Genomic DNA, 22,167 nt, shown 5'->3' with positions numbered 1-22,167 from the left:
TTTATTGGGCTTATCCACAGGAGAAAGACATATGGATCAATACAAGCTGGAGAAGTATACCGAATGGATCTATTCGAGACTTGAAAGAAGAGTCAAGCCTAACAAGCGTTCAAAGTGTGGAGCGTTGGACGAAATGAGACAGATCACCATTATGATAAAGGACAAGAATCTTGACGCGATGGACGTTGAGTTCGGGATGCCAAGTATGGACTCTTGCGATCAGTGCGACGGTGAATGCTTCAGAGACGATTAAGATCGTCTACACTACCGAACACGTATCAATTCATAACTTTTTTATTATGCTAACCTGGATGTTATTTCTTACTTAATCGAACCCCCTTTTGTTGTGATCGTTCATTTAGAAAATTTATCCATGCCGAACAGGTGATAATGCAAAGTCTTGCCTCTCCAGGCGTAACATTAATCGATTCAGTGGAACCGTGACCGACACCTTCCTTTGTATTCCGGAATGCCCAAATTTTTTCTATTGAAGCCATAAGGACAGTATCTATCCCAAGCTTCTTCGTTACAGTTGGTAATGCTTGACCAAGCGTTTTACTCCCATCGCCTGCGATTGTTTTACACAAGGATTCAACCGCAGATATGGAGTCCTTAATCGAATTAGGATAATCAGGGGCATTTCGATCCGAATACTCCCTCAAGGATTTGTTAAATAATTCTCGGACGGGGTCTGCAGGGCAGTTGAGAGCTTTCTCAATTTCCTTAATATCTTCGGAAGATATGATATCGGTTAGTGTATTATCGATGAATCGATAACCACTCTTCTCCGTCTCAAGAACATCATTGCATAGCCCAACAAATTCCCTGGTTTTTGTTTCACTATCGTAATTTTCCACTACGAATTGGCAAAATTCATACGCCAAATCCCAATCCATCTTGAAGAATTTTTCTCGAATCTTATTATATCTGTTCATGTCTGACGCAGGAATTATATCGATAGGCTCTCCATAGAAATTATGCCAGATCCTACTTGTTAGGTTACTTAGTGGAGTGGATGCGGGAATATCGTAATATTGCGCTATTTCACGATATTCATTAAAAAAACAGAGTGAAAGGCAATTCCAAAGTCTGTTCCGAAGCCTATCATCCATTTCCTTTAATTGAATATCCACTCTTTGTTTCCTCCCACCATACTTAACCGAAAAAGGAATGGCCAACGCTCATCACTCCTTTGGCACATCCCCGATTATTTTCCTAATCTCCCTGAGCTTTATTGCTACTTTCTTACCCTTCTCGGTGAGTCTGTACTTATAAGTTAGATACGGCTTTTCAATAAGCTCCACTTCAATAATTCCAATACCCTTTAAATCATCAAGAACCTTTTTAAGCCTGTAATAACCCCCTGGCACATTCCTGATGTCTACGGTCTGGATTTCTCCCTCTCTATCAATGAGTGATATAAGGTTAATTGCCCCTGCCTCGCCTAGAACATCCATGGAACGCTCGCTATTTTCCAATGCTAATCCTCAATCAGAAATCAGAGTTTAAGAACAATATAACTCGGTTTCCAAATACTGATTACCATTTAGTAATCATTTTATACAATGCCCTAGCATTATCTGATAACTGATTACCAATCAGTATTCAGAATGGTGGACTCGGTAGCGTCGTGGTGGACCAGCTACCCCTTGAACCGAGGATGAAAGAAGCTCAAACGAACAACATCACGCTGACCCTGGCCGGGACCTAGCGCTTCTTTTCCTCGATAATCCCCGGAGTTCCACCAACTCCCCCGGCCAGGCTAACAACCTCAACATAAAGCTGGAGGGGTATGGAAACATGGAAGCGAACGAGCTTGCAGAGCTTTTCGAGCGCAATGGATTGAGACGTATCGAGGCCAAGGCCCTGGCCATCTTCATAGATGGTCGACCAAGATCTTCGATGGAAATCGAGCTGGAAGGTAACTTACGCCAACCAGAGGTGTCATTTGCGATGCCTCGCATGGTCGGTCGAGGTTGGTTTACCGTCCAACATTTCAGGAAGGAAGGTAAAGGGCGGCCATATTTTACCTATACTCTGGCCAAAGCATTCGATGACATATGCAAGGACATTGCTGGCCAGCAGAGCATCAAGATTGCTGCGATGATGAATGACCTTAATGCCCTTCGGACGGTGGCATGATGGCCATTCGGACGTTTACCTTTACGGACTTTTCCAGGGCCTTGTCGGAAGCTTACCATCAGAAGGAACAGGGATGCAAGGTAAGCCTCAAAAGGGAAGTGGGAACCAACGACTGGACAGTTAAGGCCGTGGATAAGGAAGAGCGATACCTGGGGGCCTGAACATGGCACTCATCGAAAGCCACGGGATCCCGAAGATCATCTTAAGCCTGGATCAATGGAAATGCCTCCGCGCTACTGGCCAGGTAACGGTGGCGACCATCAGCGGGCCAGTAACCATCAAGCTGGGGGCCTGACTGTGAATGCCAAGGCGAAGCAAGTGGGCCGAGGACATGGACGCCTGGGAGGCGGCACTATTTGGGGAGGGGAAATCACCGAACACGGTGGAGACCTACCTGGAAGCGGCCGACTATGCGTTGAGGTTCGCAAAGGAACACGACTGGCCGCTGAATCCCCGTCAGTTAACCCCAGCACATGTTTACCAGTATTACGAGAACCTCCAGGGCTATCGGTCAAAGACCCAAGCAACGTACATGTTCGGCTTCATGCACCTCATGAAGTTCGTAAAGAACCCAGGCGTGAAGAGCCTGAAGCTGCACCTGAAACCGGAGCGCGGAGAGGTCTACTGGCTGGAACGAGAGCAAATAATGAAGCTCCTGGAGTGCTGGCCGACAGAACGGTTGCTGGCCGCCAGAGTATTGTGGATCTACACGGGGATAAGGGAGGTCGAAACCCGGCATCTAAGGAAGCGGAACTTGACAGAGAGATGGTTATCGGTAGAATCGGGCAAGGGTCGAAAGGCCAGGAAGATACCGATCGACGACGAGTTCTGGGCCATGATGCAGCCATATCTGACCTGGAGGGAGCAGTACGAAAGGAGATGGGGAAAGACAGACTACTTCCTGGCTCATCCGGAAGATCACCTTCACGTGAGGGGTCCGCTAAAGCCATTCAGCGAAGGAACCTTAAGCGAGATGTCGAAGGAACACGGTCGATCGATAGGGATAGAGCATGCGAATTCCCACCCGTTCCGGCGACAGTTCGGCCGAGATCTCTACTACAACCAGTGTCCGCCCACTCAGATCCAAGCCTACTACGGTCACACGACTCTGGAGCAGACCATGAGGTACATCGGAGTGGAGGAAGAGATCGCCTGGGAAGCGATGAAGAAATATCGGTCATCCTACCGGAGGAAGACCTAGGAACAGAAAACCTGAAAATTGTACCTGACGCCGCAAAGCCAGATTCCTTTTCCAACCTAGATATCCTTATCCCCCAAAGTTTACTGGCTGTTCAGAATATGAACCGTTATCGCATGGTTAAAACGCTCGTACACGCAACCGCCGAGAGGCATACTGTGCTTCTTGATGAGAATATTATCCCTGAAGGTCGTGCACTGAGGTTCAAATGGAGCTCTCTCCTCGAGAAAGGTCGGGAGGTGGGCCCTGAACAAGGAAGCGTTACCTGATCGCGATACCCTCAACTAACGGATGGACGGCAACAGCGGAGGTTGTCCCGAGGATCAGGTCAGGTAGTTAGGGCGGAATATGCTTGGCTTGCTCCCTTGCTCGTCACGAGGGCAGATAATGCCTCTACATATGCTATCTTAAAACGACAATCAGATTGTATGCTCGCAGCAAGAAAAAATTACTGTGGTTCGCAATTACCACAAATGCATGGGGGCACCTTGTTCCCAGAATAGAACTCATATAGCTGGGTCAATGTCCCTTTGGTCTTGACGAAACGGCATATGCGGCAGGTCTCATCACTAGGGTCCATGCCGTGATTGACGTTATCGATAGCCTTTTCGATCTCCGCTTTAAATTCCCTATTATTCAGCACGCCATCCATGATCTCATTTGACCGTTGCTTGGAATTAAGATATTGAGACATGGCAGCATCGGTCACACCAAAACGACGGGCAATTTCTGCCTGGGTCAGGCCATGGTTTTTTATCAGACCCTTTGCTATCTCTCTCCGGATATACGGTATCAGATAGCAGGCGATGAGTTCGCAAGGGGTCTTCATTTATCCTTGTGGACAATTTGAGGGTATTAAAATCTATATTGCCGATGTAGTCTGCGGCCACATTATTCAATTAATTAATTAAATAATAATGAGGAGCATGGTTGCTCCTCCCATTCCATCCCTCGACTGGGGAGATCTATAGGCCTGGAGTCTCAGTGTCTCATGACCATACTTCAGATGGATAGGTTAAGCGTGAGTGTTGTCGTAGTTAATTTATCCACTGGATCAGATATCATCTTAGTTTCTTGATCTGGTAGATGAAAATGCCATCTTCCACTGATGAGTTCAGGAGATCGTTGCCTGTCCGTTTGCACCAAATGGGGACATCCATTCTTGAACCTTCAGCGGTCGTCTTGAGGATCAGCTCTTCACCGACCTTCATCTTCTTCACTTTTTTTGCGAGATGAACGATGGGCATGGGGCACTCCAGTCCACAGCAGTCTAGTATTTCCATGCTATCCCCTTCCCATCAGTATTCCATTTTGGAACTTGCCTTTTTTTCTTCGCTCACACACTCGCATTCGGTAATGGTCCCATCGATCTTGGCCAGTTGGGACTCGTTTCCCATTTCGTTGTAGATGGCCTTGGCTCTCTGCAGGCGCTCATAGCCTTCCGTTTTATGACCCAGGTCGATGTTAGTCTCCGCATACCAACATGAGGCCAAGGCCTCAAGGTAAAGTCCATAACGGGATGCCCTCAGTGCTTGTATCGATTGCTGGAAGGCTTTTCCGCTTTCATCCCAGCTCGATTTCATTGCCAGGAGTTCCGCATAGACCAGGAACGCGATGCCCAGGTTGATCGGTTCTGGTGGCTCTACATCATTATTGATGAGGTCGGTAGCCTCCGCCATTAGGGACATGGCCTCGTCCAGACCTCCTCTTCGCAACCAAAGATGGGCGATGAATGCGGTAAGTCGTCCCTTTAGGGCCGGATCGCCATCACTCACCAGCTCCTTGGCCATTTCCAATTCTGCCAATGCCATGCATGGCTCCCGGTTGCGCTCGAACACCATGGCGTGATAGAAGTGGCCAAGAGCCTGGCCATAGCAATCATCGGCTCTCTCAGCCGTTTTAATATAATCGTCGATGTCCTGATGAGCGTCAAGTTCCCGTCCTAAGGCCAGATATGCCAATCCCCGGTAGAAGCACATCGATCCATGTGTCGACTCTTGTGCCATCCTATCGCAGATCGTTAGGGCTTCCTCGATGTTCTTCAATGCCAGAGATGCATTTCCTTGACACAAGTTACGCTGCGTCTTGGTGATCAGGACGTTGCTCAGCATTTCATAATCTTCCGATTTTCGGAAGACATCTTCTGCCTTTGATAGGGATGCTTCAGCATCGGTGTTCTGACGGATCGATATGAACAACTTTGCCCTCAGCAGTTCATACTCTCCCCTCTCAAGCCCAATTCGCCCCTCCATTTCCTCCAGCCCCTTTTACACCCGGCAATGCCGAAGAGCCCCAGCTACATCGTCCCTCGGACGAGGGCGTGGAACTCTAGGTGGCTCAAACGATGCGGGTCGATCCATACTGACAGCGATGATTTTTTCTAAGGGTTGATAAATATATCTGACGATTGTAAATTATTGGAAATATCGACAATTGTTAATAATGGCAATCAACGGATCGGTGCCAACCTTATTCTTGAAAAAAGTTCACGTAAAAACTGAGCAACTATTCCGGTTCGAGACTAAGCCAAAAGTCCTGCACTTCGGCGCTTTCGACCTTGATTGAGCACAATGACTCCGCGCCCAGCGATTTCAAAATGTTCTCATCGACCCCTTTCACGGATTGTTCCATCGATTCCTCGGAATTCCAGAACGTGATATAGATTGACGTGTCTTGGTCTTTCACCGATGATTGAATTATGTATCCTCGATAACCATCAGCCCATTGCTTGAAAATTTCTTCTGCCCTCCGATTGGCTAGTCTTCTCATCCCTGGCTTGAAGGATGCGATGACTATATGGGCGAAGATCCTCTCGGATTCCATCAATACAGTATCATTTCTTCAGAGATAAATGAAAGGCTTTACGATTGATTAATATTATCTAGATTAAATTAATTATATTTACAACCATGAGTTAGCTTTATTAACCGTGTTAATAAAATCAAGGTATGCCTCCGACCGGCATACCGTCAAGGGCATTTGTCCTTGTTGCCCATAAGATTCCCCAAAAATCCACTTAGCGCCGGCCGGGAGGTACCTTTTCGATAAGATGTCGCAGTTAATCTGGGAGGGAAGCGTACATGGTCCAGGGGTTCGTAATATTTCCTGTGGGCTGGGGTGGTGGACCGCATTACAGTATTGGGTTCCTTCGGATGACGAATATTGCATATTTTTAATCTTCGAGAATATGGGCTCATCCACGTCCTTCTCTGCCTCCTGGCAGGATGTACTATCCAACGATGAAAAACATTAACATAGGGCTAGCCCAATGGAGCCTGGGAGTGTACCGATGGACAGAGAGACCATCCTCGCGGCCGTGGAAGACAGGATAAAGGCGATACCTGGGGTCATGGACATGAGATATCTGGACCCTGCCCTCAAGGAGGAGGTCACCAACCTGGAGACCGAAGCGGAGAAGAATGGCGCCTGCGGCGGTCTTATGCCTTTTGTCAATAAGGGAGTATGGGAGGCCCTGGGTCGGGAGGTCAGCCTGATAATCGTCGGCGACGCTCATTTCCTCGTGGACAACAAGGGCCTGTTATACATGATGGATCAGAAGGGCCAGATCATGGGCGAGTACATCACTCCTGAGCAGAGGGAGAAGCTGTTGGAGGAGAAGCCGGATACCAAGTTCCTGTCCGAGGATTTTATCCTGCATCCCGAGGTCGAGATATTCGGTGAACCTTACTTCCTTATCGACGAGATCGGCTTCCAATACCTGGACGGCATCGAGGGAATTACTAGGGTCACCTCCGGTAGCATGTCCACACTGTCCGATGATTACATTCGGGAGGTCTTAGGCTTTGCCGGACCCAACAAGTGGACCCATCTGGTAGGCTTCGACCTCATCAAGTAAGGATCACAGGTTCCGGCGGACCTTGGACACTATCTCGTCGAGCTTATGCTGCGGCGAGGTGGTTCCTCTAACAACGCCGGTGACGATGTCAACGATGGAACCCTTGGAGGCTATGTCCTCCTTGCGGGGCATCACCAGCCTCGTCTTCACCCCGATGCGAGCGAAGTCCTCGAAATCCACCGGAGCCTGGCACACGATCACCGCTGGAAGGTCCACGTTCCTCAGGATAAGTCTGGCCTTGTAGATGATGTGATTCCTAACGTTACCCAGGTGAATGAGGGCAAGTTTGAATTGCTGGATGCGGTCCACCTCAATCTGGTCCAGACCGAAGATGGAACCTGTACTCACATCCGGCGCGTCGCTCGGCACGCCCGAGCCGGCGTTGACGACCAGGACGCTGGTGTCGATCCCTTCCTCTCGGAGGGCGTAGGTGATCTCGCATACCGGCTTGGTGATGTGTCTCTTGCCCGGCCCCATGGCTACAGCCACGACGTCTCGACCGCTCTCCGATATTGTGGCCCGCTGGGCCAGCCCACCGCCCACGCCGAGGCCCCTGGACTCCCGGCATTCGACGAAGCTTAGATGCCTTCCGATCCTATCCTTCACTCTTCCGCACCGCCCCCAAGCATGATCTCGGCCTCCTTGGCGGTTAGGTGGTCCACGATCTTCTTCGGTTCCCCGGCGACCACGACCTTACCGTCCTTCATGAGGACCGCTCGATCACAGCAGTTGATGACGAAGTCCATATCGTGCGAAACTATAAGGAATGTCTCCCCCAGCTCCTTGCGGGCGTGCAATACCGACTTGGCGACGGCGAGCTTGGTTATGGGGTCCATGGTGCCGGTGGGCTCGTCGAGGATGATGAGCCGGGGCTCCTTGATCAGAACTTGGGCCAGAGCGACCCTTTGCTTCTCCCCCACCGACAGGTTGTCGGGGTAAGCATACAGGATCCGCTCCACCTCCATGCGGGTAAAGCCTACTCCCAGCAGCACCTGAATGACCTTCATCTTGGCCAGTTCAGCTGGCAGGTTCATGCCGATGCAAACCGTAAGGTTCTGAAGGATCGTATCGAAGGGGTAGAGCGAGAATTCCTGGTGCAGGAAGCCGATGTATTGGGTTGCCCGTCCCTTTCCCTCCGGGCCCGGCTCCGCCATGTTGACCCAGTCATCGCCCACCCTGACGGATATCTTCCCGCTGGAAGGCTCGCATATGCCGGCGATCATGCGGGATAAAGTGGTCTTACCAGCACCCGAGAGGCCCACCAGGCCTACGATCTCCTTCTCCCCCACGTCCAGGGAAACGTCGTCTACCGCCTTGACCACTCCACGGGTGTACGAGTAATAATAGCGCTTGGCATTCTCGATCCGGATCAGCGGTTGGCCGATCTCTACCTTGTCCTCCGTCCGCAGGTCGAAGCCGACGGTGAACTCGGCGGTGACATCCTCCGGCTTCCCGATCTTCATCATCTCTCCGGACTCTAGCCATACCGCGCGATCGGCCATCTCGTTGATGGCCTTGGGCCAGTGCGAGGTCACTACCATGGCCATCCCATTGGAGCGCACCGCCTCCACCAGCACCTTGTGTACGATGTCCGCGGTCTGGGGATCAAGGGTGCCAGTGGGCTCGTCGGCCAGGAACAGTATAGGGTCCTTGGCCAGCTGGCGTGCCAGCACGCACCTCTGCTTCTCTCCGCCGGAGAGGTCTCTGGCGATGTGAGTTACCCGATGGTCGAGCTTGACCAGCCTGAGTAGCTCCAGTGCACGGTCGACCTTCTGTTTCTCCGGCATCTGTTCCCCAAGAGCTTCGAAGACGTTCTCGATGACCGTCATTTCCCCGAAAAGGGCGAAGGTCCTCTGGAGCATGATGGCGATCCGCCTTCGGACCTGGACCTTCAGGGGATCGTCGTCCTCGAGGGCCCAGAAATCGACCTCCTTAATCTTCATGTCGCTGCCGCACTTGCCGCACTTTGTACCCTCAAAGGGAAGTTCGGTCCAACCACAGGCATCACAGGAATTGAAACGATAGATGACCTTGCCAGCGTCCGGCTTGTAGTCCGGGGATCCCCGCAACATGCTAATAAGGACGGATTTTCCCGCTCCGCTGCGACCGATCAGGCCCAAGATCTCCCCGGAACCTATGGTCGCACTCACATCCCGTAGAACATAGTTGCCACCGAATTTCTTGCTGACGTTCTTGATGAGTACAAAATCCTCTGATCCCGGCGCCATATTGAACCAGCAACCCCTCTTAACACTATAAAGTCTTTGATTCTTAAATATGATTTAGGCGGTCTAGCGTACCAATCCCTTATTATTCTTCGCCCTCATCCTACCACTACCGATCTGTAGAATACTGGCAATGAAGTTAACTCTTACCAGCCACTATGCTCGACATCGCATTGCCCGACGTTCCGAGCATGATAAATCGAAAGTATATTAGGATGGATGGACCATCCATGCAACCATGGTTTTGAAGTTCCAGGCATACTCAGGAGGGGGGCCGGACCCTAAGTTCTCCCTGTATCATGTTTGGAAGACTTACTCGGTCATCAACAGCAAAGGTCCGATCGGGCGCAAGACCCTGGCCCAGATCTTAGGAATAGGGGAAGGCAGTACCCGGACCATTCTAGACAAGATGATCCGCGAGGGGTCAGTTGAAAATACCAAGCTCGGTGCCGTGTTAACCGAACGTGGAGTCAAGAACTTTCGCGGCTCCGGTATCGCCGTCACTCCGGTCCGGATTGCTGGATTGACTATCTCCAACCAGGACTGTGCAGTGCATGTTAAGGGCATGGCCGACCGCATCGGTACGGGATATGAGCAGCGGGACGAAGCGGTGCGCATGGGCGCCATAGGCGCCACTACGCTGGTGGTCAGCGGCGGCAGGCTCCTGTTCCCCGGAGACCATCAGGACCCTGATCAGGCCATCCTGGCCCCCATACGCTCAGCCTTCACCCTGGAGGAGAATGACGTGGTGATCATCGGCACCGCCAACTCCTACGAGATGGCGGAGAAGGGTGCGGTCACCGCGGCCCTATCTCTGAGCGACACCCCCCGCCCGTGCTGGAAGGACGGGGCGGCCAATGGGTTGATCAGCCCCGATGCCGAGGCCGAGGACCTCAGATGTCTGGCCTTGGCCGTACACGAGCTGGTCGGTCGGCTCCCGGTCACCATGCGCAGCAGGAACCACTACGGAGTACGGTGCGAGGATGGAGAGGTCATCGACACCAACTTCACCGGCCCGGTGCTGGAAGAGTCTTTGAAGCGCAGTGCTTCGGTGCGTAAGATCTCGCCCTACGGACCTTACCGCGGCGTGCCGGTGGTCGTCGTGCCCATCGTCAGGAAGAACGAGGCGGTCGCGGTATTCGGGATCGTGGACATCACCAAAGGTGGCATGTTCGAGGTGGTGGCTCGAGCGCGCAAGGAACGCAGCATCGGTTGAGCAGCGTGTAATGTTCGGGGAAAGCCTTAATTGGGCCCCTTCCCTCTGACCCACCATGAGCGCGGAAGAAGAGTGCAGCAAGGTCTGCTTGACCGTCGATCCCGGCGTCTGCAGGTTCAAGACCAAGATCACCGCCAAGTATGTCGATGGCAACGTTCGTTTCGATATCCAGACCGACTGTCCCCATGTCAAGAAGGTCACTGACCAGTTGGCCGAGGACATGAGCCCCTTCGACGCGCTCAAGATGCCCTTCTCCGCCAACCCCATATATGAGGCGTGCGGCAAGGTCCTCGCCCACTCCGCATGTCCGGTGCCGTCGGCGATCATCAAATCCGCTGAGGCCGCTTCCGGCCTGGGGCTCAAGAGGACGGTAAAGTTCGAGTTCGACTGCTGAACCGAGGCTAGCCTTCCAGAATCTGATCGACAACCGGGCTCCAGATCACTGCCGAGGGTCCTACGAGATACATGGCCACCAGCATGGCTTCTCTAAGCTCATCCTTGGTCGCTCCTAGCTCCTTGGCCGCCTGGGCATGGGTCTCCAGGCAGGTGTCGCACTTCATGGTCAAGGCTAACGAGACGGCGATGAGCTCCTTCTCCTTGGCTGTGAGGGCCCCTTCCTTGAAGACCTCTTTCTTCAGGGCGTAGAGCTTATTGATCGCCTGGGGCTGCTGCTTGGCAATGAGCGATAGGGACATGCCAGTATGACCGGCAGGGCGAGTAATAATACTTCCCTTGCCAAAGCAAAGGCCGCCAATTGCGAGCGGAGGAGCGATAAGTAACATCCTGGCATAGATTTATGAGTCCTTAATCGATTGCGGCGGGTATGGCGAGCATGAACGATGTTCTAGGACTTTTACAGGGGATGAGGGGCACCGTCCATGCCTTCGTCCTTAACGATGATTGTCGAGGCAAGATCTGGGACATCGAGAAGGACATCAAGGCCGCTCTGGGGATTCCCGTCATCAATAAGGGGGTCGAGGAGTGCCTCAAGCGCAAGCACGTGGTCTGCATAATCAAGAAGGCCAGTTTCCGGCCCCCACCGGAACCGACGGTCATGCTGCTCACAAATACTGGCGTTGTCCTGGGAGAGGAGATCCTGCCCCCATTCAAGAAGAAGTTTCTCGAGAACGTGAAAGAGGAATACATCTGGCTCTCCGAGGAGTTTGTCATCTATCCGGAGAGGAGAGGGGGCAATAAGGAGTTCTTTGTCATGCCCCCGGTCTCGTTCCCGGAGGTCGAGGAGCTCGGTTTCACGAACGTCGTTTCTTGCTCCCCTTCCGCCCCGGCCGACATGATGCTGCGGGAGATGCACGGCTATCAGGACGATGCCAAGCTAGCCTCCATCCTGATCGGGTTCGACAGCGACAAGGACATCAGCTGACACCTTCCCGACGTGAAGACTTGAACCAGCCGGCCCCTGTTCAGGGGTCCGGCTGAAGCTGTTCTCCAGCTAGGTCGAAGGGGCATGCTGCCCGTGCCTGGTTTGCGATCGATAAGCAGACCTACGACCATCTTTCAATACATTGACAGCCGTGCTCTCGCCCTTTATCGTTAAGATTGGGAGCGATGGCTTCGCCCAAGAAAGGAATGTAAAAAGGTGAAGGGAAGGGGTTTGGATTCGCCCGAAGGTCCTTATCCCGCGCCGGAGGGAGTTATCCTGGAGACCTTCTCTGCCATCTCCGCCATCTCTTGGCGGAGACGTTCGATGTCTTCCAACTGCTCCCTCTGGCCTTTTTCATGATCGGCGGCACCGCGGTACTCATCCGGTAAGGCGGGGTCAAGGGTGGTCGCATCGTAGTAGAGGTGCGAGGTATCCAGGAGGACCCAGGTTACCTTGCCCTCTTCCATGATGTCCTCTATCTTGCCTACCGTCCCGGTGTTTCTGTACTTGACGATGTCACCTACGATCATGTTGCTCACTGAGCGGGGATGATGACGGACCTTTCGCCAGCGGGCATGAACTCCCTCATGGCGCCACGGCCGAACTCCTTCGTGATGTTGGCGAAGTCGAACGGCATGTTCTTGTCGGCGAAGGCGACCTTGATCAGCGGGCTGCAGCAGAACGCATCGCCGCGAGCCGCATGAGAGGCAGCCGCAATTCCGGAGTAGCCGGACAGGTGACCGACATTCATGGCGTAGTTCGGGTAGTTCGGACCCCTCAGCTCGAAGGGCAGACCCTCGTCGCTCCTGTAGGACAGGGAGTTGGCGGAACCGCACTGGTCCTGCAGGTCGTACCCGTAGAACCCGAGGCGGCCGTGCCTCTCCTTGTGCTGGAGCATGGACAGGTACCAGCCGTTGACACCGAAGTCGGCGTTGCCGGTGGCCATCGCGCAAGCGATACCAGTGGCGGCAGCGGCAACGGTCGCACGCTGGGAACCACCGAAGTGGGCCTCCATCGCGGCGGGGTACCTCTCATACATCTCGAGGGCGTAGGTGTTGACCTCAGAGCCGAGCTTCTCCATCAGTTCCATGGAGGGCTTGCTCTTGCACAGTCCACCGTACTTGGACTTGACCAGGTCGATGGCCCAGTAGGTGTAGTCCTCCAGGATGTCATCGGTGTAGGCCGCGGTAGCGTACTGGGTGAACCCGACACCGCCGGACATGTAGGAACCGAGGTAGATCTGGTCGAGGACGACAGCGCCCAGCGCAACGGTCTCGAGGGCGGCCCTGGCGGGGTCGTCCGGCTTGACACGCATGGACTGGACCATATCAGCAAGGAACCCGAAGGGAATTCCACCGGGCTCGTTGGGGCCCCTGGCACGCCTGGCGGGCATCATGGTACCCATCTCGACGACGGACGCGTGCTTGGCGGCGAACGCGAAGTCGGCGATGGCGGCCTCACCGGCAGCCAGTCTGTAGCTGCTGATGAAAGACATCGAGATCTGCATGGCGCTCCACCGGGACATGGTACCGCCGTCGCAAACGCGGCCGACGATGGTCGGGCAAGCAACCTTCTGCCACAGGGACTTGCCGATGGCGTCCTTCAGCTGCTTAGCCTGGTCCTTGGGGAACTCCTTGTTGATGTCGATGACGAACCGCTTGTCGATCTGGCTGATCAGCTCGTCGTCACCGGAGAAGACCTTCACGTAGCAGTCCGCGGTAAGGGCGGGGCTGCACTCGGCCATGTGCTCCTGAACGACGGCGCCACCGGGCATGGCGTGGTTCACGGTCTCGAGGTAGTGGTTAATGGTCTCAGGAGTGACCTCCTTGCCGAGCCTCTTCTCGATAACCGCGTGAGCGGTGTCCATTCCGGAGATGACGGTCCTGCGGATATCATCCCACGCCTGCTGCATGGCGGCGTTGTTGACGAAGTGCAGGTCATCAGCCTCGGCATAGATGTCGGTGTGGGACAGCTGATACGGCATCAGCACACGCTGGCCCAGAGGTACACCGATGTCCTGGTTCATCATCGGTATGCCACGCTGCTTGGCGATCTTGTTCGCCTGCTCAACCCACTCCCTCTTCCTCTTGGACTGCTTCCAGCCGCCAAAGGTGTAGTAGGTGGTGTTGACCGCAGTGGGGGCCTCCTTGAACTTCTTCTTCATCGCGTCCAGGAACAACTTGTCCTTTTCCTTAGCCATAGTTTTACTCCCCCTTCAGGGCGTAAGCCTGGAACCCGCAGAGGGTCCTCAGCCTGTGTATCCTCAGGTTCATGGCCATGACCTCGGGGTCGTCCCTCATGTCAACTCCATCGGCCCTGAAGATGGTGGTCATCTTCTTGAGGTCAGCGTCCGGCAGGGGCTTGCCCACAGAGATGGGCTTGTCCAGCGGCAGAGCGACCTGGTCCTTTACGTACTCAACCTCGCCCTTCTTGGCGTTCCAGCGGTACCTCTGCCAGGCATCGAACATCAGGCCGTTCTCGTCCAGCCTGCAAGCGTGCCCGTGCACAGTGGCGCCCCTGATACCAGTCTTGGCGGGGTCGAAGGTCTCGTTGTCGATGAGCTCCTTAGCGGCCTTCTCCAGATCCCTCTCTCTCATTTCGATGATCTGCCTGCCGGAAAGGGTACCGGTGTCGAAACCGCGCATCCTGGTCATGTACATCCAGGCCCTAAGGTAGGGAACCATGGGGGCGAAGTACACCGAGTCGGTGAACTGGATGTATCTGATCCTGTCGCCCTTCTTGGCGCCCTCGATGGGGGTGACCAACTTGCGGATGAGGTCATCCGGCTCGTTGCCCTCCTCCAGTGGGGGGTGAATGCTCTTGTAGTCTTCTCCGGGGGCCCTGTGGCCCATGATCCTAACGACGTCGTCCATGGCGACATCCCTGAGCTTCTTCAGCTTCTGGGAAGGGTCCATGTACCGGCGCCTGTTCTTGGCGACCTGGCTGTCGCCAGGATAGAACTGAGCTTGGTATGCCATAGTGATTACCTCTTGCATTTCCTGTAATCGGTCACGGTAGGCCTGTACTTCGAATATCTGCCCACTTCCAGGTTGAACCCGAACGGGAGGAGTTCAGTACAAATGCTGTCGATCTCCTCCAGTGCTTGCTGGACATGGTCGATGTCGTCGATCTCGACGAACACCCTCCCTACCAGCAGGCGTAGTTCGACCTGCTTGTCCTTGACTGTAATCACCCTTCGTTCAGGGTGCTCGTTGGGCAATCCCTTGTTGGGGCCAGAACTCAGAACCGCTGGCAATCCCTCGCCAGCGATATTGACCTGCCTCACATGGGGGACTGTATAGATCCTGTTCAGGAGCTTCTCGGTCGTTTCGGCCTTGAGCAACCTGTTTGGAAATATCAGGATCTCCGGCAACGGGACAGCTTCGGGGGCATCATTCATCGTCATCAGGCTACACCAGACCGCTTACTTCAGCTTCTTGGCCTCCTTGCCAATCGCCTTCAACGGGGCCTTGAACTCGGGAATGTCGCCGAACACATCCCTAACCAGGGAAGAGGTGCTCTCAGGCGAGAAGTACTGGGTACCCGCATCAAGGGAGCAGGAAGCGGCGATGCACGGGATAACGAATCCCTTGGAGTGCTTGGTCACGACGTGGTTACCGTGGAACAGACCAGGTCCGCCACCACCATAGATGGAGTGGCTGAAGAAGGACATACCGACGGACACACCCATGGCCCGACCGAAGTCGACACCAGGCAGACCGGTCTCGTGCTCGAGCAGGTCGTTGAAGTACAGGATGGTCGCAGGAACAGCCTGGGACGCTCTGGCAGCACCGATGTTAACCATGCAAGCAGCGAGCATACCGCTGGCCGCGTAGGCGTTCCACAGCGGGAAGTCGTTGGTGGTGTACACCTTGTATCCAGAGGGCAGCTTCTCCTTGACCTTGATGACCTTGTCTTCGAGGGCGCGGCCGACGACGGACTCAACAACGGTCCCGACGGTACCGGTCTTGCCGTTCTCCTTGACGAGGTCAACGGTCATGTTGTTCGCATTCAGGCCCTGGTAGGCCAGACCGAGCAGGTGGTACCTCTCAAAAGGTCCAATGGCGTCACCAAGCTCGAACATCGCAGTCTGCTCGAAGATCGAAGCCAGAGCGGCAGCGTTCATCGAGTTCTTGCCGGACAGAGCGACAAGGTGGTTGGCCATGATGTTCCTAAGGGCGTAACCGGCACCCTCGTTGTTCTGCGGAACCTCCAGGATGGACTTCAGGTTGGAGCCCAGGAAGTTCAGGGTCTGGGGATATCTGCCCCATACAGCTCCCTTTACCATGTTCGCGTGGAACATGTCCACGTTGAACTCGTCGATGACGGCCTGGGTAAGGGCGGCAGCAGCCGAAGTGAAGCCGGTGGTGTACTCGACACCAGCGTCGACACGGTTGGTCGGGACCTGGATAATCATCCTCTTCCCGTCCATGATGACCTTGACCTCGGTGTCATCGTCCTTGTCGACCTTCAGGATGTCCTTGACCCTCTTCGCGAGCTTTTCGCCGTTCGCAACGACCGCAGCGTCGATCTCCTTGCCCTTGATATATCCACCGCCGACGCGTCCGGTCTTGAGGCTCTTCTCAAGTCCAGGCATGTCCACGGCGATGGTTCTCTTGGCCAAGGATGCAATCCGCTTCACAGCGTCGTTGTTCAGAGGGCTGATCGCCTCAAGGGGTACATCCTTCTCGATAAGCTTACCCCTGTCGTCATACAAGTCTATCTTGTCCTTGTATTTCGCCAAATTTCTACCTCCATTCAATTGTTGTCCCTCACCCGGCAGAGTCCCCCCGACCGGGCTAAGAAAATTGAATGATCCTCATCGTCCGAGTGAGCCCCTAACGATGAAAATCGAATCCCCTATGTCATGCCCCATAAGCAAAGAGAGACATATAAACATGGTGCTGGTTGGATACACCAACCACCGTAAACAATCGTGATTTTTGGGTATGTGCCAGAACGTCTCGGATTTTGTTAACACCGGTTAATTTTTCAAAAAAAATCGCATCCATCCTTAACGGCCCTAAGTAGCAAAATCGCATCATTTTGCTTGTAGTCCATTCCTTCGTTTTTTAGAAATTTCACGAGGGCTTCTAACTCCTCATTTTTCATTTCTATTTTAGAGATTTGATAAAGATAATCATACGTTCTTTTCGGGTAGTATGTATGCTTGAGCGACGCGATGAGGCTCTCAACGGAATCGGTGCTTATGATCCCACACTCAGCGGCGGCCTCGAGGTTGAGTCGGAGGTTTATGAGCGGTTCGGACAACGCCCGTTGAGAGAACGGATCGTAGGCGAGCACCACCTCATCATCGCCGTTGATCCTACCGGATGCGTACTCCGCGAATATTCTCCCGATACCGATCATCCCGAGGTCGGAGAGCTCGGCCGCCCTCAAGGCGCCCATGCTGCTTGCTCCGTAGACCTTAACGCCGCGATCCAACAGGGAAAGTATCTCCCGGTGACCGACCGCAGCGTCGGTAAGAAGGACGCCATCGATTATCCCCACAGTGTCGACCTCGGGAGGCAGGGCCATCAGATCACCCCGCTTCACCGGCGGTCGATAATCGGCGTCCAGGATCTCTCTCGCCCTCTCCAGCTCCAGGCTGGGCCCCAGATAGATGACTGGCCTCAGACCATACCTCCCATCATCCTTGGTCCCACCCGGTCCTCGTCGATGGCGAAAACCTCCAGCCCGGGAACGATGACCCGGACCACCGGGATGCCGAGGTCCTTACGGGTGAGGTCCACTACCACGGTGCTCTTGAGCCCCCGGGAGTTGAGCTGGGAGCGGACGACCTGAAGGTCGTCGAAGATATCGTCGGTGTCCATGCAAGGCAGGTCGGAAAGCTCGACCCCGGGGCCGCCCTCGGTCAACCACATCTTGTTGATGCGCTTCATCCGCTCATAGCCGAGCTTGCGGGAATGCTCCCCTTGCACCGTGTCCTCCCTCGCCCCGTGGATCTGGGTAAGCCGACTTTGGGCCACCTCGAGGAGGGCCTTGATCGCCGCGACCTCAGGGTTCAGATGGGTCCCGATGCCCAAAGTAAGGAGCGCGGGGTCTTGCATGACCACGTCGTCGGCCGCTGCGGCGATGGTAGGCACCCCGATGTCCGAGGTGAGGTTCTTCAGGTGGACCTCCACCCCCTTGGACGTAAACATGTTCATCAACCTCTTGACCGGACCGTCCTCGGGAAGCACGATGTCGCCCTGGATCTTGCGGCGTCCTTCGACTAGGGACCATGCGTCACGCTCAATGACTTCGCATAGGCCGTGCAGCACCGCCTCTTCGAGGTTGTTGCCGGAGGCGAGGCCATTGGTGGAGGTGCGGAACAGCGCAAGGTCCAACCGCGAGACGTAGGGGTGGAAGACCGCACTTGCCGGTACCCATATCTCCTCCATGCCATTCAGGTCGTAGCCCTTGACCCACCCCACCGGCTGTTTCAGCAGATGAAAGGCTGAGGCGGGGGTCAGTATCAGCTCCATGGGGTCGACGGCATTATGGGACTCCATGAACTCCTCCACACCCTTGCGCACGATATTGAATCCCCGGACCTCGGCGCTGTAACGTTCGAAACCTTCCATCAGCGCCGATACCTTGGCCTCCTCCTTGGTCAGACCCTTTCCGTTGTAGACCGATATCGCCCCGCTCTCCGCCGAAGGGCGGATGGCCGAGAACACCGGGATGCCTATGCGGTCCAGATCGGTAATGTCCGCAAGCCTGGTGATCCCCGCCTTCTTCATCAGGGGTTCGACCCTTTCCAGGGTCTCCATGGGGTCCACCGCTCTCTCCCCGTCCGAGGTCGACCGCTTGGGTCGGGGTCCCAACAACATGCTGTCGCCATGCCCTCCCCCGATTATAAACTTCTCGAAGCATCCTCGGACCTGGCACCAAGATAATATACGCGGGTGTCCTGTCTACTGCCGGTCCACCCATGAAGGTCGAAAAGATCATGGATCTCCCTGAACTAGCGTTCAACGAGCCCGCGTTCAACCTGCTCCCGGATGAGTCCTTCACCGTGATGCTCCTCGGCGATGAGGCGTCGGAGGCCAGGCTGTTGGTCGATGAGCAGGACTGGCCCCTCTGCCTCGCCCTCCTCACGGACAAGGGATGGAGAGGCACTAACTTCATCCTCAGAGGCCCCAGCCTGGAAGCGGTAGAGAAGTTCGAGCAGCTGGATGGGGAGATCGTAAGGACGACCCAGGAAGAATGGATGAGGGCGACCAGGGAGTATTACTCCCTAGACCTTATGAGGAATAATGCCCCGGCCATGGAGGACTTCTCCCCAGAGCGGGCGAGACTGGTGAAAATGCTTATTGCCGACGTGTGGGGGGACCGGAAGGGAGAGACCTGCCTGGACTGCGGGTGCGGGTCGGGCATGGGGGCGGCAGTCCTGAGGGAGATGGGATTGAACCCACTGGCCTATGACAACGACCCGACTCTACTATCCCTCGGCCTCTCCAAGGGACGGCTGCTCCCCGAGGAAACCATGCTCATCGACGCCACCCTAGCCGGGCATTATGTACGCCCCGCCGAGCTTGGTCTTGCTCTCATGGCCGGCACCATCAATGACTTCACCTCGCTGATCTGGAGCGCCATCCTTCATGAGCTGATGGACCTCTCCGCCGAGACCATGGTCACTGTGGAGAGCCAGAAAGAGGCCGATCTTGTGAAGATGTGGGCTCTGGGAGAGCAGAAGAAGGTCCGGGTGTTCGAGAACGAGAATGACCGCTTCTACGATCGATGGGTCTGTCTCATTGAATGATCACTTGGCCCCTTGAGCCGAGAGGATCGGAGCTTCCAACTCGGCATTGGGGTTGATGACCATGCGGTCGATCACGATGTCGACTTCCACGTTATGGACGTTAGGGATCTTGAGAATCTCATTCTGTATGAGCTCGTAGAGGGAATCTACGCTCTTGGTATAGACCATGCAGACGAGCCCGTGGTCACCGAACACCCTCATGACCGACTCGATCTCCCTGTATCCACGCAACTGATCGATGACCGCGTTGACCGCCGTGCCCATGATCTCCAACGCGATGATCCCTTTCATCAAGCCCATTCGGCTGGGGTTCGTGACCACGGTGTATTGGGTGATATAGCCCTCCTGCTCCATCCGAGACAGACGGCGGGAAACCGTAGCCTTTGATATGCCTAAAACCTCGGATATCTTGCCTAAGCTCTCCCTAGAATTATCCCGCAGCATCCTCAATATCTTCAGGTCGGTTTCGTCCATGCCTTCCCCTGCAACATTGTTCCAAAACCAATCCTAGAAGAGGATAGATTGTGGAGTTCGTTTCACATAATGGCATAATATGTATTAATCGTTGTCGAAAAGAAATAAAAGGTGTTGCCCCCCCGGAAGGGAGGGAAAGTAGTTATCAGGACTCAATGGTCGCCCGATCAGCTGCGTTCGGTGACCTTCAGGTCGCTGAACCGATAAACATGTTGGGGACAGACCGACTCACAGTTCTTGCACGCTGTGCCCAGGCAGAACTCGGTAGCGATCTTTATGGTGTAGCCATATTGCCCGCCATCAAGCACTTCCAGCGCCCTCTCCGGGCACTCCTTGGCGCACTTCCGGCAACCGATGCAGCCTTCGAAACCCCCCATGAGGTACACGCCGACGTTGTCCAGTATCTTGAGGCCCTTGTCCCCGATGATCGGAATGTCCGAGGAGACGATGCGCCGGGTGGTCTTCGGGCGGACGATCGGCGGCAACGGCCGGAGACCGGCCGCGCGCAGCGATTCGTTGTACAGGTCGAAGGGCATGCCCTCCCCCCAGTAGGCGATCTCATTGACATACATGTCCTCGAAGATCTTGCTGGTGGCGAACATGATGTGCTTGGAGGCTATGGAATCGGCCACCTTCTGCATCTCGTCCACCGCTTCGTCCTTGACCAGTAGATCATAGGCCATCATCAGGGAAGTATTGCCCGCCTGCACGGTCCGTTCCACGACGCGCGGTACCATTCCTACCGTCTGGGCTTTAATCGGGTCCACGTAAGTGCCTGAAGCTCCGGCCAGATACATGGCCTTGACATCCGCGTCGTCGATCCCGACTTCTTCTATGAGTGTACGGTGCCCGGCCCGGATGGCGCCCATGGCCTTACCGGCCTCGCCGAGATCATGCTCTCCGAAGGCAATCCCATCTTGGAAGTGAAGCTGCTTGTCCGGCGTGCAAATGAATGGCGGCTTAATGAGTCCGGACTCCAGGCCAAGGGCGACCGCGGCGACGACCCCCGTGCCGGTGATCCCCCGGGCCCTGATGTCACTGACTGGCCGGACGTCCCCGGTGGAGGGATTCATCTTGGTGCCCACCACGGGCTTCAGGTGCTCGTTGAGCACCACGTTGTTCCACATCCCGTCCTCAGCGAAGCTGAAGTCTGAGATGGCGAAGGGGGCGGCGAGCATTCCACAGTCGATCGCCTGGCCCTCCATAGCCGGACCGGCCGCGGCCGAGCCGGTGTATAGTTCACCATCGTGGTACAGCCCCATCTCCGCATTGGTCCCGTAGTCGGTGACCATGCAGGTGTCCTTCTCATCCAACATGTTGGACTTGATGATCATGGCTAGAGCATCGGCGCCAATCTCATGACGGATCGACGGAGGAATAACCACCGCAGTCTCCGATCTCACCGCGGTAAGACCGATATCGCCGGCGGTGATGACCTTCGCTCGCCGGTCAGGGACCTTGACATTGAGGCGTTTCAGAAGGGACTGGCCGGCATATGCCAGATCCCTGATCTCGATGCCTTCGAACATTGAGACCTGGGCAGGGTTGCCGCATACGGCGATCCGGTCGATCGTCTTTGGGTCCACCCCATGCACCTCGATGAGACGACCGACCGTATCCATCACGATCTTGTGACCGACGTTCGCGCCGTTCTCAAGCCAGAAGTGCAAGTGGTCCATGATATTGGCGCCCGGGAGCGGATGGCGCATGGTGATCGCCGTGGAAATTATCTTGCCGTTCTTGGAGAGGTCGACGAGATGCGTCCGGTATCCACTAGTACCAACATCTAGAGCAATTCCAAATCCCATAGAAATTCCCTGCTGGATGGAGCGGTATGGGAATATAAAAAGAATCTCACGAAAATGGGACGAGCCCTCCGAGCACACACCCGGAGCGGATATCAGGTA

27 protein-coding genes are annotated in these 22,167 nt (G+C 54.8%); 9 read left to right on the top strand and 18 right to left on the bottom strand.

Translation table 11 applies throughout. From position 1 onward, the window contains the following. Positions 1–31 precede the first annotated feature (31 nt). Positions 32–253 carry a hypothetical protein gene (locus SA339_05020; GenBank protein MDW5562570.1) on the top strand — a complete coding sequence of 74 codons (222 nt, stop codon included), beginning with the start codon at positions 32–34 and terminating at the stop codon, positions 251–253. Positions 254–314: 61 nt separating this feature from the next. On the opposite strand, the gene SA339_05015 is transcribed toward SA339_05020, so the two are convergent. Both SA339_05015 and SA339_05010 read right to left on the bottom strand, forming a co-directional pair. Continuing rightward, complete coding sequence (locus tag SA339_05015; protein MDW5562569.1) at positions 315–1,178, bottom strand: hypothetical protein; 864 nt, start codon at positions 1,176–1,178, stop codon at positions 315–317. Positions 1,179–1,184: 6 nt separating this feature from the next. Further along, positions 1,185–1,478: a hypothetical protein gene (locus tag SA339_05010; protein ID MDW5562568.1), complete on the bottom strand. Its 294-nt coding sequence runs from the start codon at positions 1,476–1,478 to the stop codon at positions 1,185–1,187. Positions 1,479–1,800: 322 nt separating this feature from the next. Here SA339_05010 and SA339_05005 point away from each other — a divergent pair, with 322 nt between their 5' ends. From SA339_05005 to SA339_04995, 3 genes are all read left to right on the top strand, one after another. Then, complete coding sequence (locus tag SA339_05005) at positions 1,801–2,142, top strand: hypothetical protein (GenBank protein MDW5562567.1); 342 nt, start codon at positions 1,801–1,803, stop codon at positions 2,140–2,142. 163 nt (positions 2,143–2,305) lie between these two features. After that, complete coding sequence (locus SA339_05000) at positions 2,306–2,437, top strand: hypothetical protein (protein MDW5562566.1); 132 nt, start codon at positions 2,306–2,308, stop codon at positions 2,435–2,437. 6 nt (positions 2,438–2,443) lie between these two features. Then, the gene (locus SA339_04995; protein MDW5562565.1) at positions 2,444–3,343 is read left to right on the top strand and encodes a site-specific integrase; all 900 of its coding nucleotides are present in this window, start codon (positions 2,444–2,446) and stop codon (positions 3,341–3,343) included. Between the two features lie 445 nt (positions 3,344–3,788). Here the strand turns inward: SA339_04995 and SA339_04990 are convergent, their stop codons facing one another. The 4 genes from SA339_04990 to SA339_04975 all read right to left on the bottom strand — a co-directional run bounded on the left by SA339_04990 (position 3,789) and on the right by SA339_04975 (position 6,163). Then, positions 3,789–4,169, bottom strand: a complete 381-nt coding sequence (locus SA339_04990; GenBank protein MDW5562564.1) for a transcriptional regulator — start codon at positions 4,167–4,169, stop codon at positions 3,789–3,791. Positions 4,170–4,401: 232 nt separating this feature from the next. After that, positions 4,402–4,623, bottom strand: a complete 222-nt coding sequence (locus SA339_04985; protein ID MDW5562563.1) for a sulfurtransferase TusA family protein — start codon at positions 4,621–4,623, stop codon at positions 4,402–4,404. A gap of 15 nt (positions 4,624–4,638) precedes the next feature. Next, positions 4,639–5,451: a hypothetical protein gene (locus tag SA339_04980; protein ID MDW5562562.1), complete on the bottom strand. Its 813-nt coding sequence runs from the start codon at positions 5,449–5,451 to the stop codon at positions 4,639–4,641. 394 nt (positions 5,452–5,845) lie between these two features. Continuing rightward, a complete protein-coding gene (locus SA339_04975) occupies positions 5,846–6,163 on the bottom strand; it encodes a hypothetical protein (GenBank protein MDW5562561.1) in 318 nt (105 codons plus the stop codon). A 466-nt stretch (positions 6,164–6,629) separates the two neighbouring features. Between SA339_04975 and SA339_04970 the strand changes: the two genes are divergently transcribed. Further along, on the top strand, positions 6,630–7,196 hold the full coding sequence (locus SA339_04970) for a hypothetical protein (protein MDW5562560.1): 567 nt from the start codon (positions 6,630–6,632) through the stop codon (positions 7,194–7,196). A gap of 3 nt (positions 7,197–7,199) precedes the next feature. Here the strand turns inward: SA339_04970 and mcrC are convergent, their stop codons facing one another. Together mcrC and atwA are read right to left on the bottom strand one after the other, a co-directional pair. After that, positions 7,200–7,802 carry a methyl-coenzyme M reductase I operon protein C gene (gene mcrC / locus SA339_04965; protein ID MDW5562559.1) on the bottom strand — a complete coding sequence of 201 codons (603 nt, stop codon included), beginning with the start codon at positions 7,800–7,802 and terminating at the stop codon, positions 7,200–7,202. Then, complete coding sequence (atwA, locus tag SA339_04960) at positions 7,799–9,424, bottom strand: methyl coenzyme M reductase system, component A2 (protein MDW5562558.1); 1,626 nt, start codon at positions 9,422–9,424, stop codon at positions 7,799–7,801. Before atwA ends, mcrC begins: the two co-directional genes overlap by 4 nt. Before the next feature lie 235 nt (positions 9,425–9,659). Between atwA and SA339_04955 the strand changes: the two genes are divergently transcribed. Together SA339_04955 and SA339_04950 are read left to right on the top strand one after the other, a co-directional pair. Beyond that, entirely contained in the window at positions 9,660–10,637 is a 978-nt protein-coding gene (locus SA339_04955; protein ID MDW5562557.1) for a DUF2111 domain-containing protein, read from the top strand. A 55-nt stretch (positions 10,638–10,692) separates the two neighbouring features. Next, the gene (locus tag SA339_04950; protein ID MDW5562556.1) at positions 10,693–11,031 is read left to right on the top strand and encodes a hypothetical protein; all 339 of its coding nucleotides are present in this window, start codon (positions 10,693–10,695) and stop codon (positions 11,029–11,031) included. A gap of 7 nt (positions 11,032–11,038) precedes the next feature. On the opposite strand, the gene SA339_04945 is transcribed toward SA339_04950, so the two are convergent. After that, a complete protein-coding gene (locus SA339_04945; protein MDW5562555.1) occupies positions 11,039–11,332 on the bottom strand; it encodes a carboxymuconolactone decarboxylase family protein in 294 nt (97 codons plus the stop codon). Positions 11,333–11,469: 137 nt separating this feature from the next. On the opposite strand from SA339_04945, the gene SA339_04940 reads away from it, so the two are divergent. After that, on the top strand, positions 11,470–12,018 hold the full coding sequence (locus SA339_04940; GenBank protein MDW5562554.1) for a hypothetical protein: 549 nt from the start codon (positions 11,470–11,472) through the stop codon (positions 12,016–12,018). 251 nt (positions 12,019–12,269) lie between these two features. Here SA339_04940 and SA339_04935 read toward each other — a convergent pair whose 3' ends face one another. The 7 genes from SA339_04935 to SA339_04905 all read right to left on the bottom strand — a co-directional run bounded on the left by SA339_04935 (position 12,270) and on the right by SA339_04905 (position 18,854). Then, positions 12,270–12,548, bottom strand: coding sequence for a DUF2098 domain-containing protein (locus tag SA339_04935; protein ID MDW5562553.1), 279 nt, complete (start codon positions 12,546–12,548; stop codon positions 12,270–12,272). A 5-nt stretch (positions 12,549–12,553) separates the two neighbouring features. Then, positions 12,554–14,218 carry a coenzyme-B sulfoethylthiotransferase subunit alpha gene (gene mcrA / locus SA339_04930; GenBank protein MDW5562552.1) on the bottom strand — a complete coding sequence of 555 codons (1,665 nt, stop codon included), beginning with the start codon at positions 14,216–14,218 and terminating at the stop codon, positions 12,554–12,556. Between the two features lie 4 nt (positions 14,219–14,222). After that, positions 14,223–14,996, bottom strand: coding sequence for a coenzyme-B sulfoethylthiotransferase subunit gamma (gene mcrG, locus SA339_04925; GenBank protein ID MDW5562551.1), 774 nt, complete (start codon positions 14,994–14,996; stop codon positions 14,223–14,225). 5 nt (positions 14,997–15,001) lie between these two features. Continuing rightward, positions 15,002–15,424: a methyl-coenzyme M reductase operon protein D gene (mcrD, locus tag SA339_04920; protein ID MDW5562550.1), complete on the bottom strand. Its 423-nt coding sequence runs from the start codon at positions 15,422–15,424 to the stop codon at positions 15,002–15,004. An 18-nt stretch (positions 15,425–15,442) separates the two neighbouring features. Continuing rightward, positions 15,443–16,762, bottom strand: coding sequence for a coenzyme-B sulfoethylthiotransferase subunit beta (gene mcrB / locus SA339_04915; protein MDW5562549.1), 1,320 nt, complete (start codon positions 16,760–16,762; stop codon positions 15,443–15,445). A 248-nt stretch (positions 16,763–17,010) separates the two neighbouring features. After that, positions 17,011–17,637: a TfuA-related McrA-glycine thioamidation protein gene (locus SA339_04910; protein MDW5562548.1), complete on the bottom strand. Its 627-nt coding sequence runs from the start codon at positions 17,635–17,637 to the stop codon at positions 17,011–17,013. A 14-nt stretch (positions 17,638–17,651) separates the two neighbouring features. Then, entirely contained in the window at positions 17,652–18,854 is a 1,203-nt protein-coding gene (locus SA339_04905; protein MDW5562547.1) for a YcaO-related McrA-glycine thioamidation protein, read from the bottom strand. A 101-nt stretch (positions 18,855–18,955) separates the two neighbouring features. Here SA339_04905 and SA339_04900 point away from each other — a divergent pair, with 101 nt between their 5' ends. Next, on the top strand, positions 18,956–19,786 hold the full coding sequence (locus SA339_04900) for a hypothetical protein (GenBank protein MDW5562546.1): 831 nt from the start codon (positions 18,956–18,958) through the stop codon (positions 19,784–19,786). Here SA339_04900 and SA339_04895 read toward each other — a convergent pair whose 3' ends face one another. Together SA339_04895 and SA339_04890 are read right to left on the bottom strand one after the other, a co-directional pair. After that, positions 19,787–20,260 (bottom strand): Lrp/AsnC family transcriptional regulator, encoded by a 474-nt coding sequence (locus SA339_04895; GenBank protein ID MDW5562545.1) that lies wholly within the window; start codon positions 20,258–20,260, stop codon positions 19,787–19,789. Between the two features lie 167 nt (positions 20,261–20,427). Continuing rightward, on the bottom strand, positions 20,428–22,068 hold the full coding sequence (locus SA339_04890) for a methylamine methyltransferase corrinoid protein reductive activase (protein ID MDW5562544.1): 1,641 nt from the start codon (positions 22,066–22,068) through the stop codon (positions 20,428–20,430). Between the last annotated feature and the right edge of the window lie 99 nt (positions 22,069–22,167).

This window comes from Methanomassiliicoccus sp., from assembly GCA_033485155.1.
Taxonomy (GTDB): Archaea; Thermoplasmatota; Thermoplasmata; order Methanomassiliicoccales; family Methanomassiliicoccaceae; genus UBA6.
This window is presented reverse-complemented; position numbering and strand designations above follow the sequence as displayed.

What these genes read in the sequence shown, in the direction of transcription:
- SA339_04995 (MDW5562565.1), top strand. Translation starts at nt 2,444, where the DNA reads ATGCCAAGGCGAAGCAAGTGGGCCGAGGACATGGACGCCTGGGAGGCG.
- SA339_05020 (MDW5562570.1), top strand. Translation starts at nt 32, where the DNA reads ATGGATCAATACAAGCTGGAGAAGTATACCGAATGGATCTATTCGAGA.
- SA339_05005 (MDW5562567.1), top strand. Translation starts at nt 1,801, where the DNA reads ATGGAAGCGAACGAGCTTGCAGAGCTTTTCGAGCGCAATGGATTGAGA.
- atwA (MDW5562558.1), bottom strand. Translation starts at nt 9,424, where the DNA reads ATGGCGCCGGGATCAGAGGATTTTGTACTCATCAAGAACGTCAGCAAG.
- SA339_04955 (MDW5562557.1), top strand. Translation starts at nt 9,660, where the DNA reads ATGGTTTTGAAGTTCCAGGCATACTCAGGAGGGGGGCCGGACCCTAAG.
- SA339_04905 (MDW5562547.1), bottom strand. Translation starts at nt 18,854, where the DNA reads ATGTTGTTGGGACCCCGACCCAAGCGGTCGACCTCGGACGGGGAGAGA.
- SA339_04980 (MDW5562562.1), bottom strand. Translation starts at nt 5,451, where the DNA reads ATGCTGAGCAACGTCCTGATCACCAAGACGCAGCGTAACTTGTGTCAA.
- SA339_04945 (MDW5562555.1), bottom strand. Translation starts at nt 11,332, where the DNA reads ATGTCCCTATCGCTCATTGCCAAGCAGCAGCCCCAGGCGATCAATAAG.
- SA339_05000 (MDW5562566.1), top strand. Translation starts at nt 2,306, where the DNA reads ATGGCACTCATCGAAAGCCACGGGATCCCGAAGATCATCTTAAGCCTG.
- SA339_04935 (MDW5562553.1), bottom strand. Translation starts at nt 12,548, where the DNA reads ATGATCGTAGGTGACATCGTCAAGTACAGAAACACCGGGACGGTAGGC.
- SA339_04900 (MDW5562546.1), top strand. Translation starts at nt 18,956, where the DNA reads ATGAAGGTCGAAAAGATCATGGATCTCCCTGAACTAGCGTTCAACGAG.
- SA339_04990 (MDW5562564.1), bottom strand. Translation starts at nt 4,169, where the DNA reads ATGAAGACCCCTTGCGAACTCATCGCCTGCTATCTGATACCGTATATC.
- SA339_04970 (MDW5562560.1), top strand. Translation starts at nt 6,630, where the DNA reads ATGGACAGAGAGACCATCCTCGCGGCCGTGGAAGACAGGATAAAGGCG.
- mcrA (MDW5562552.1), bottom strand. Translation starts at nt 14,218, where the DNA reads ATGGCTAAGGAAAAGGACAAGTTGTTCCTGGACGCGATGAAGAAGAAG.
- SA339_04940 (MDW5562554.1), top strand. Translation starts at nt 11,470, where the DNA reads ATGAACGATGTTCTAGGACTTTTACAGGGGATGAGGGGCACCGTCCAT.
- mcrD (MDW5562550.1), bottom strand. Translation starts at nt 15,424, where the DNA reads ATGACGATGAATGATGCCCCCGAAGCTGTCCCGTTGCCGGAGATCCTG.
- SA339_04985 (MDW5562563.1), bottom strand. Translation starts at nt 4,623, where the DNA reads ATGGAAATACTAGACTGCTGTGGACTGGAGTGCCCCATGCCCATCGTT.
- SA339_04975 (MDW5562561.1), bottom strand. Translation starts at nt 6,163, where the DNA reads ATGGAATCCGAGAGGATCTTCGCCCATATAGTCATCGCATCCTTCAAG.
- SA339_04890 (MDW5562544.1), bottom strand. Translation starts at nt 22,068, where the DNA reads ATGGGATTTGGAATTGCTCTAGATGTTGGTACTAGTGGATACCGGACG.
- mcrG (MDW5562551.1), bottom strand. Translation starts at nt 14,996, where the DNA reads ATGGCATACCAAGCTCAGTTCTATCCTGGCGACAGCCAGGTCGCCAAG.
- SA339_04950 (MDW5562556.1), top strand. Translation starts at nt 10,693, where the DNA reads ATGAGCGCGGAAGAAGAGTGCAGCAAGGTCTGCTTGACCGTCGATCCC.
- SA339_04895 (MDW5562545.1), bottom strand. Translation starts at nt 20,260, where the DNA reads ATGGACGAAACCGACCTGAAGATATTGAGGATGCTGCGGGATAATTCT.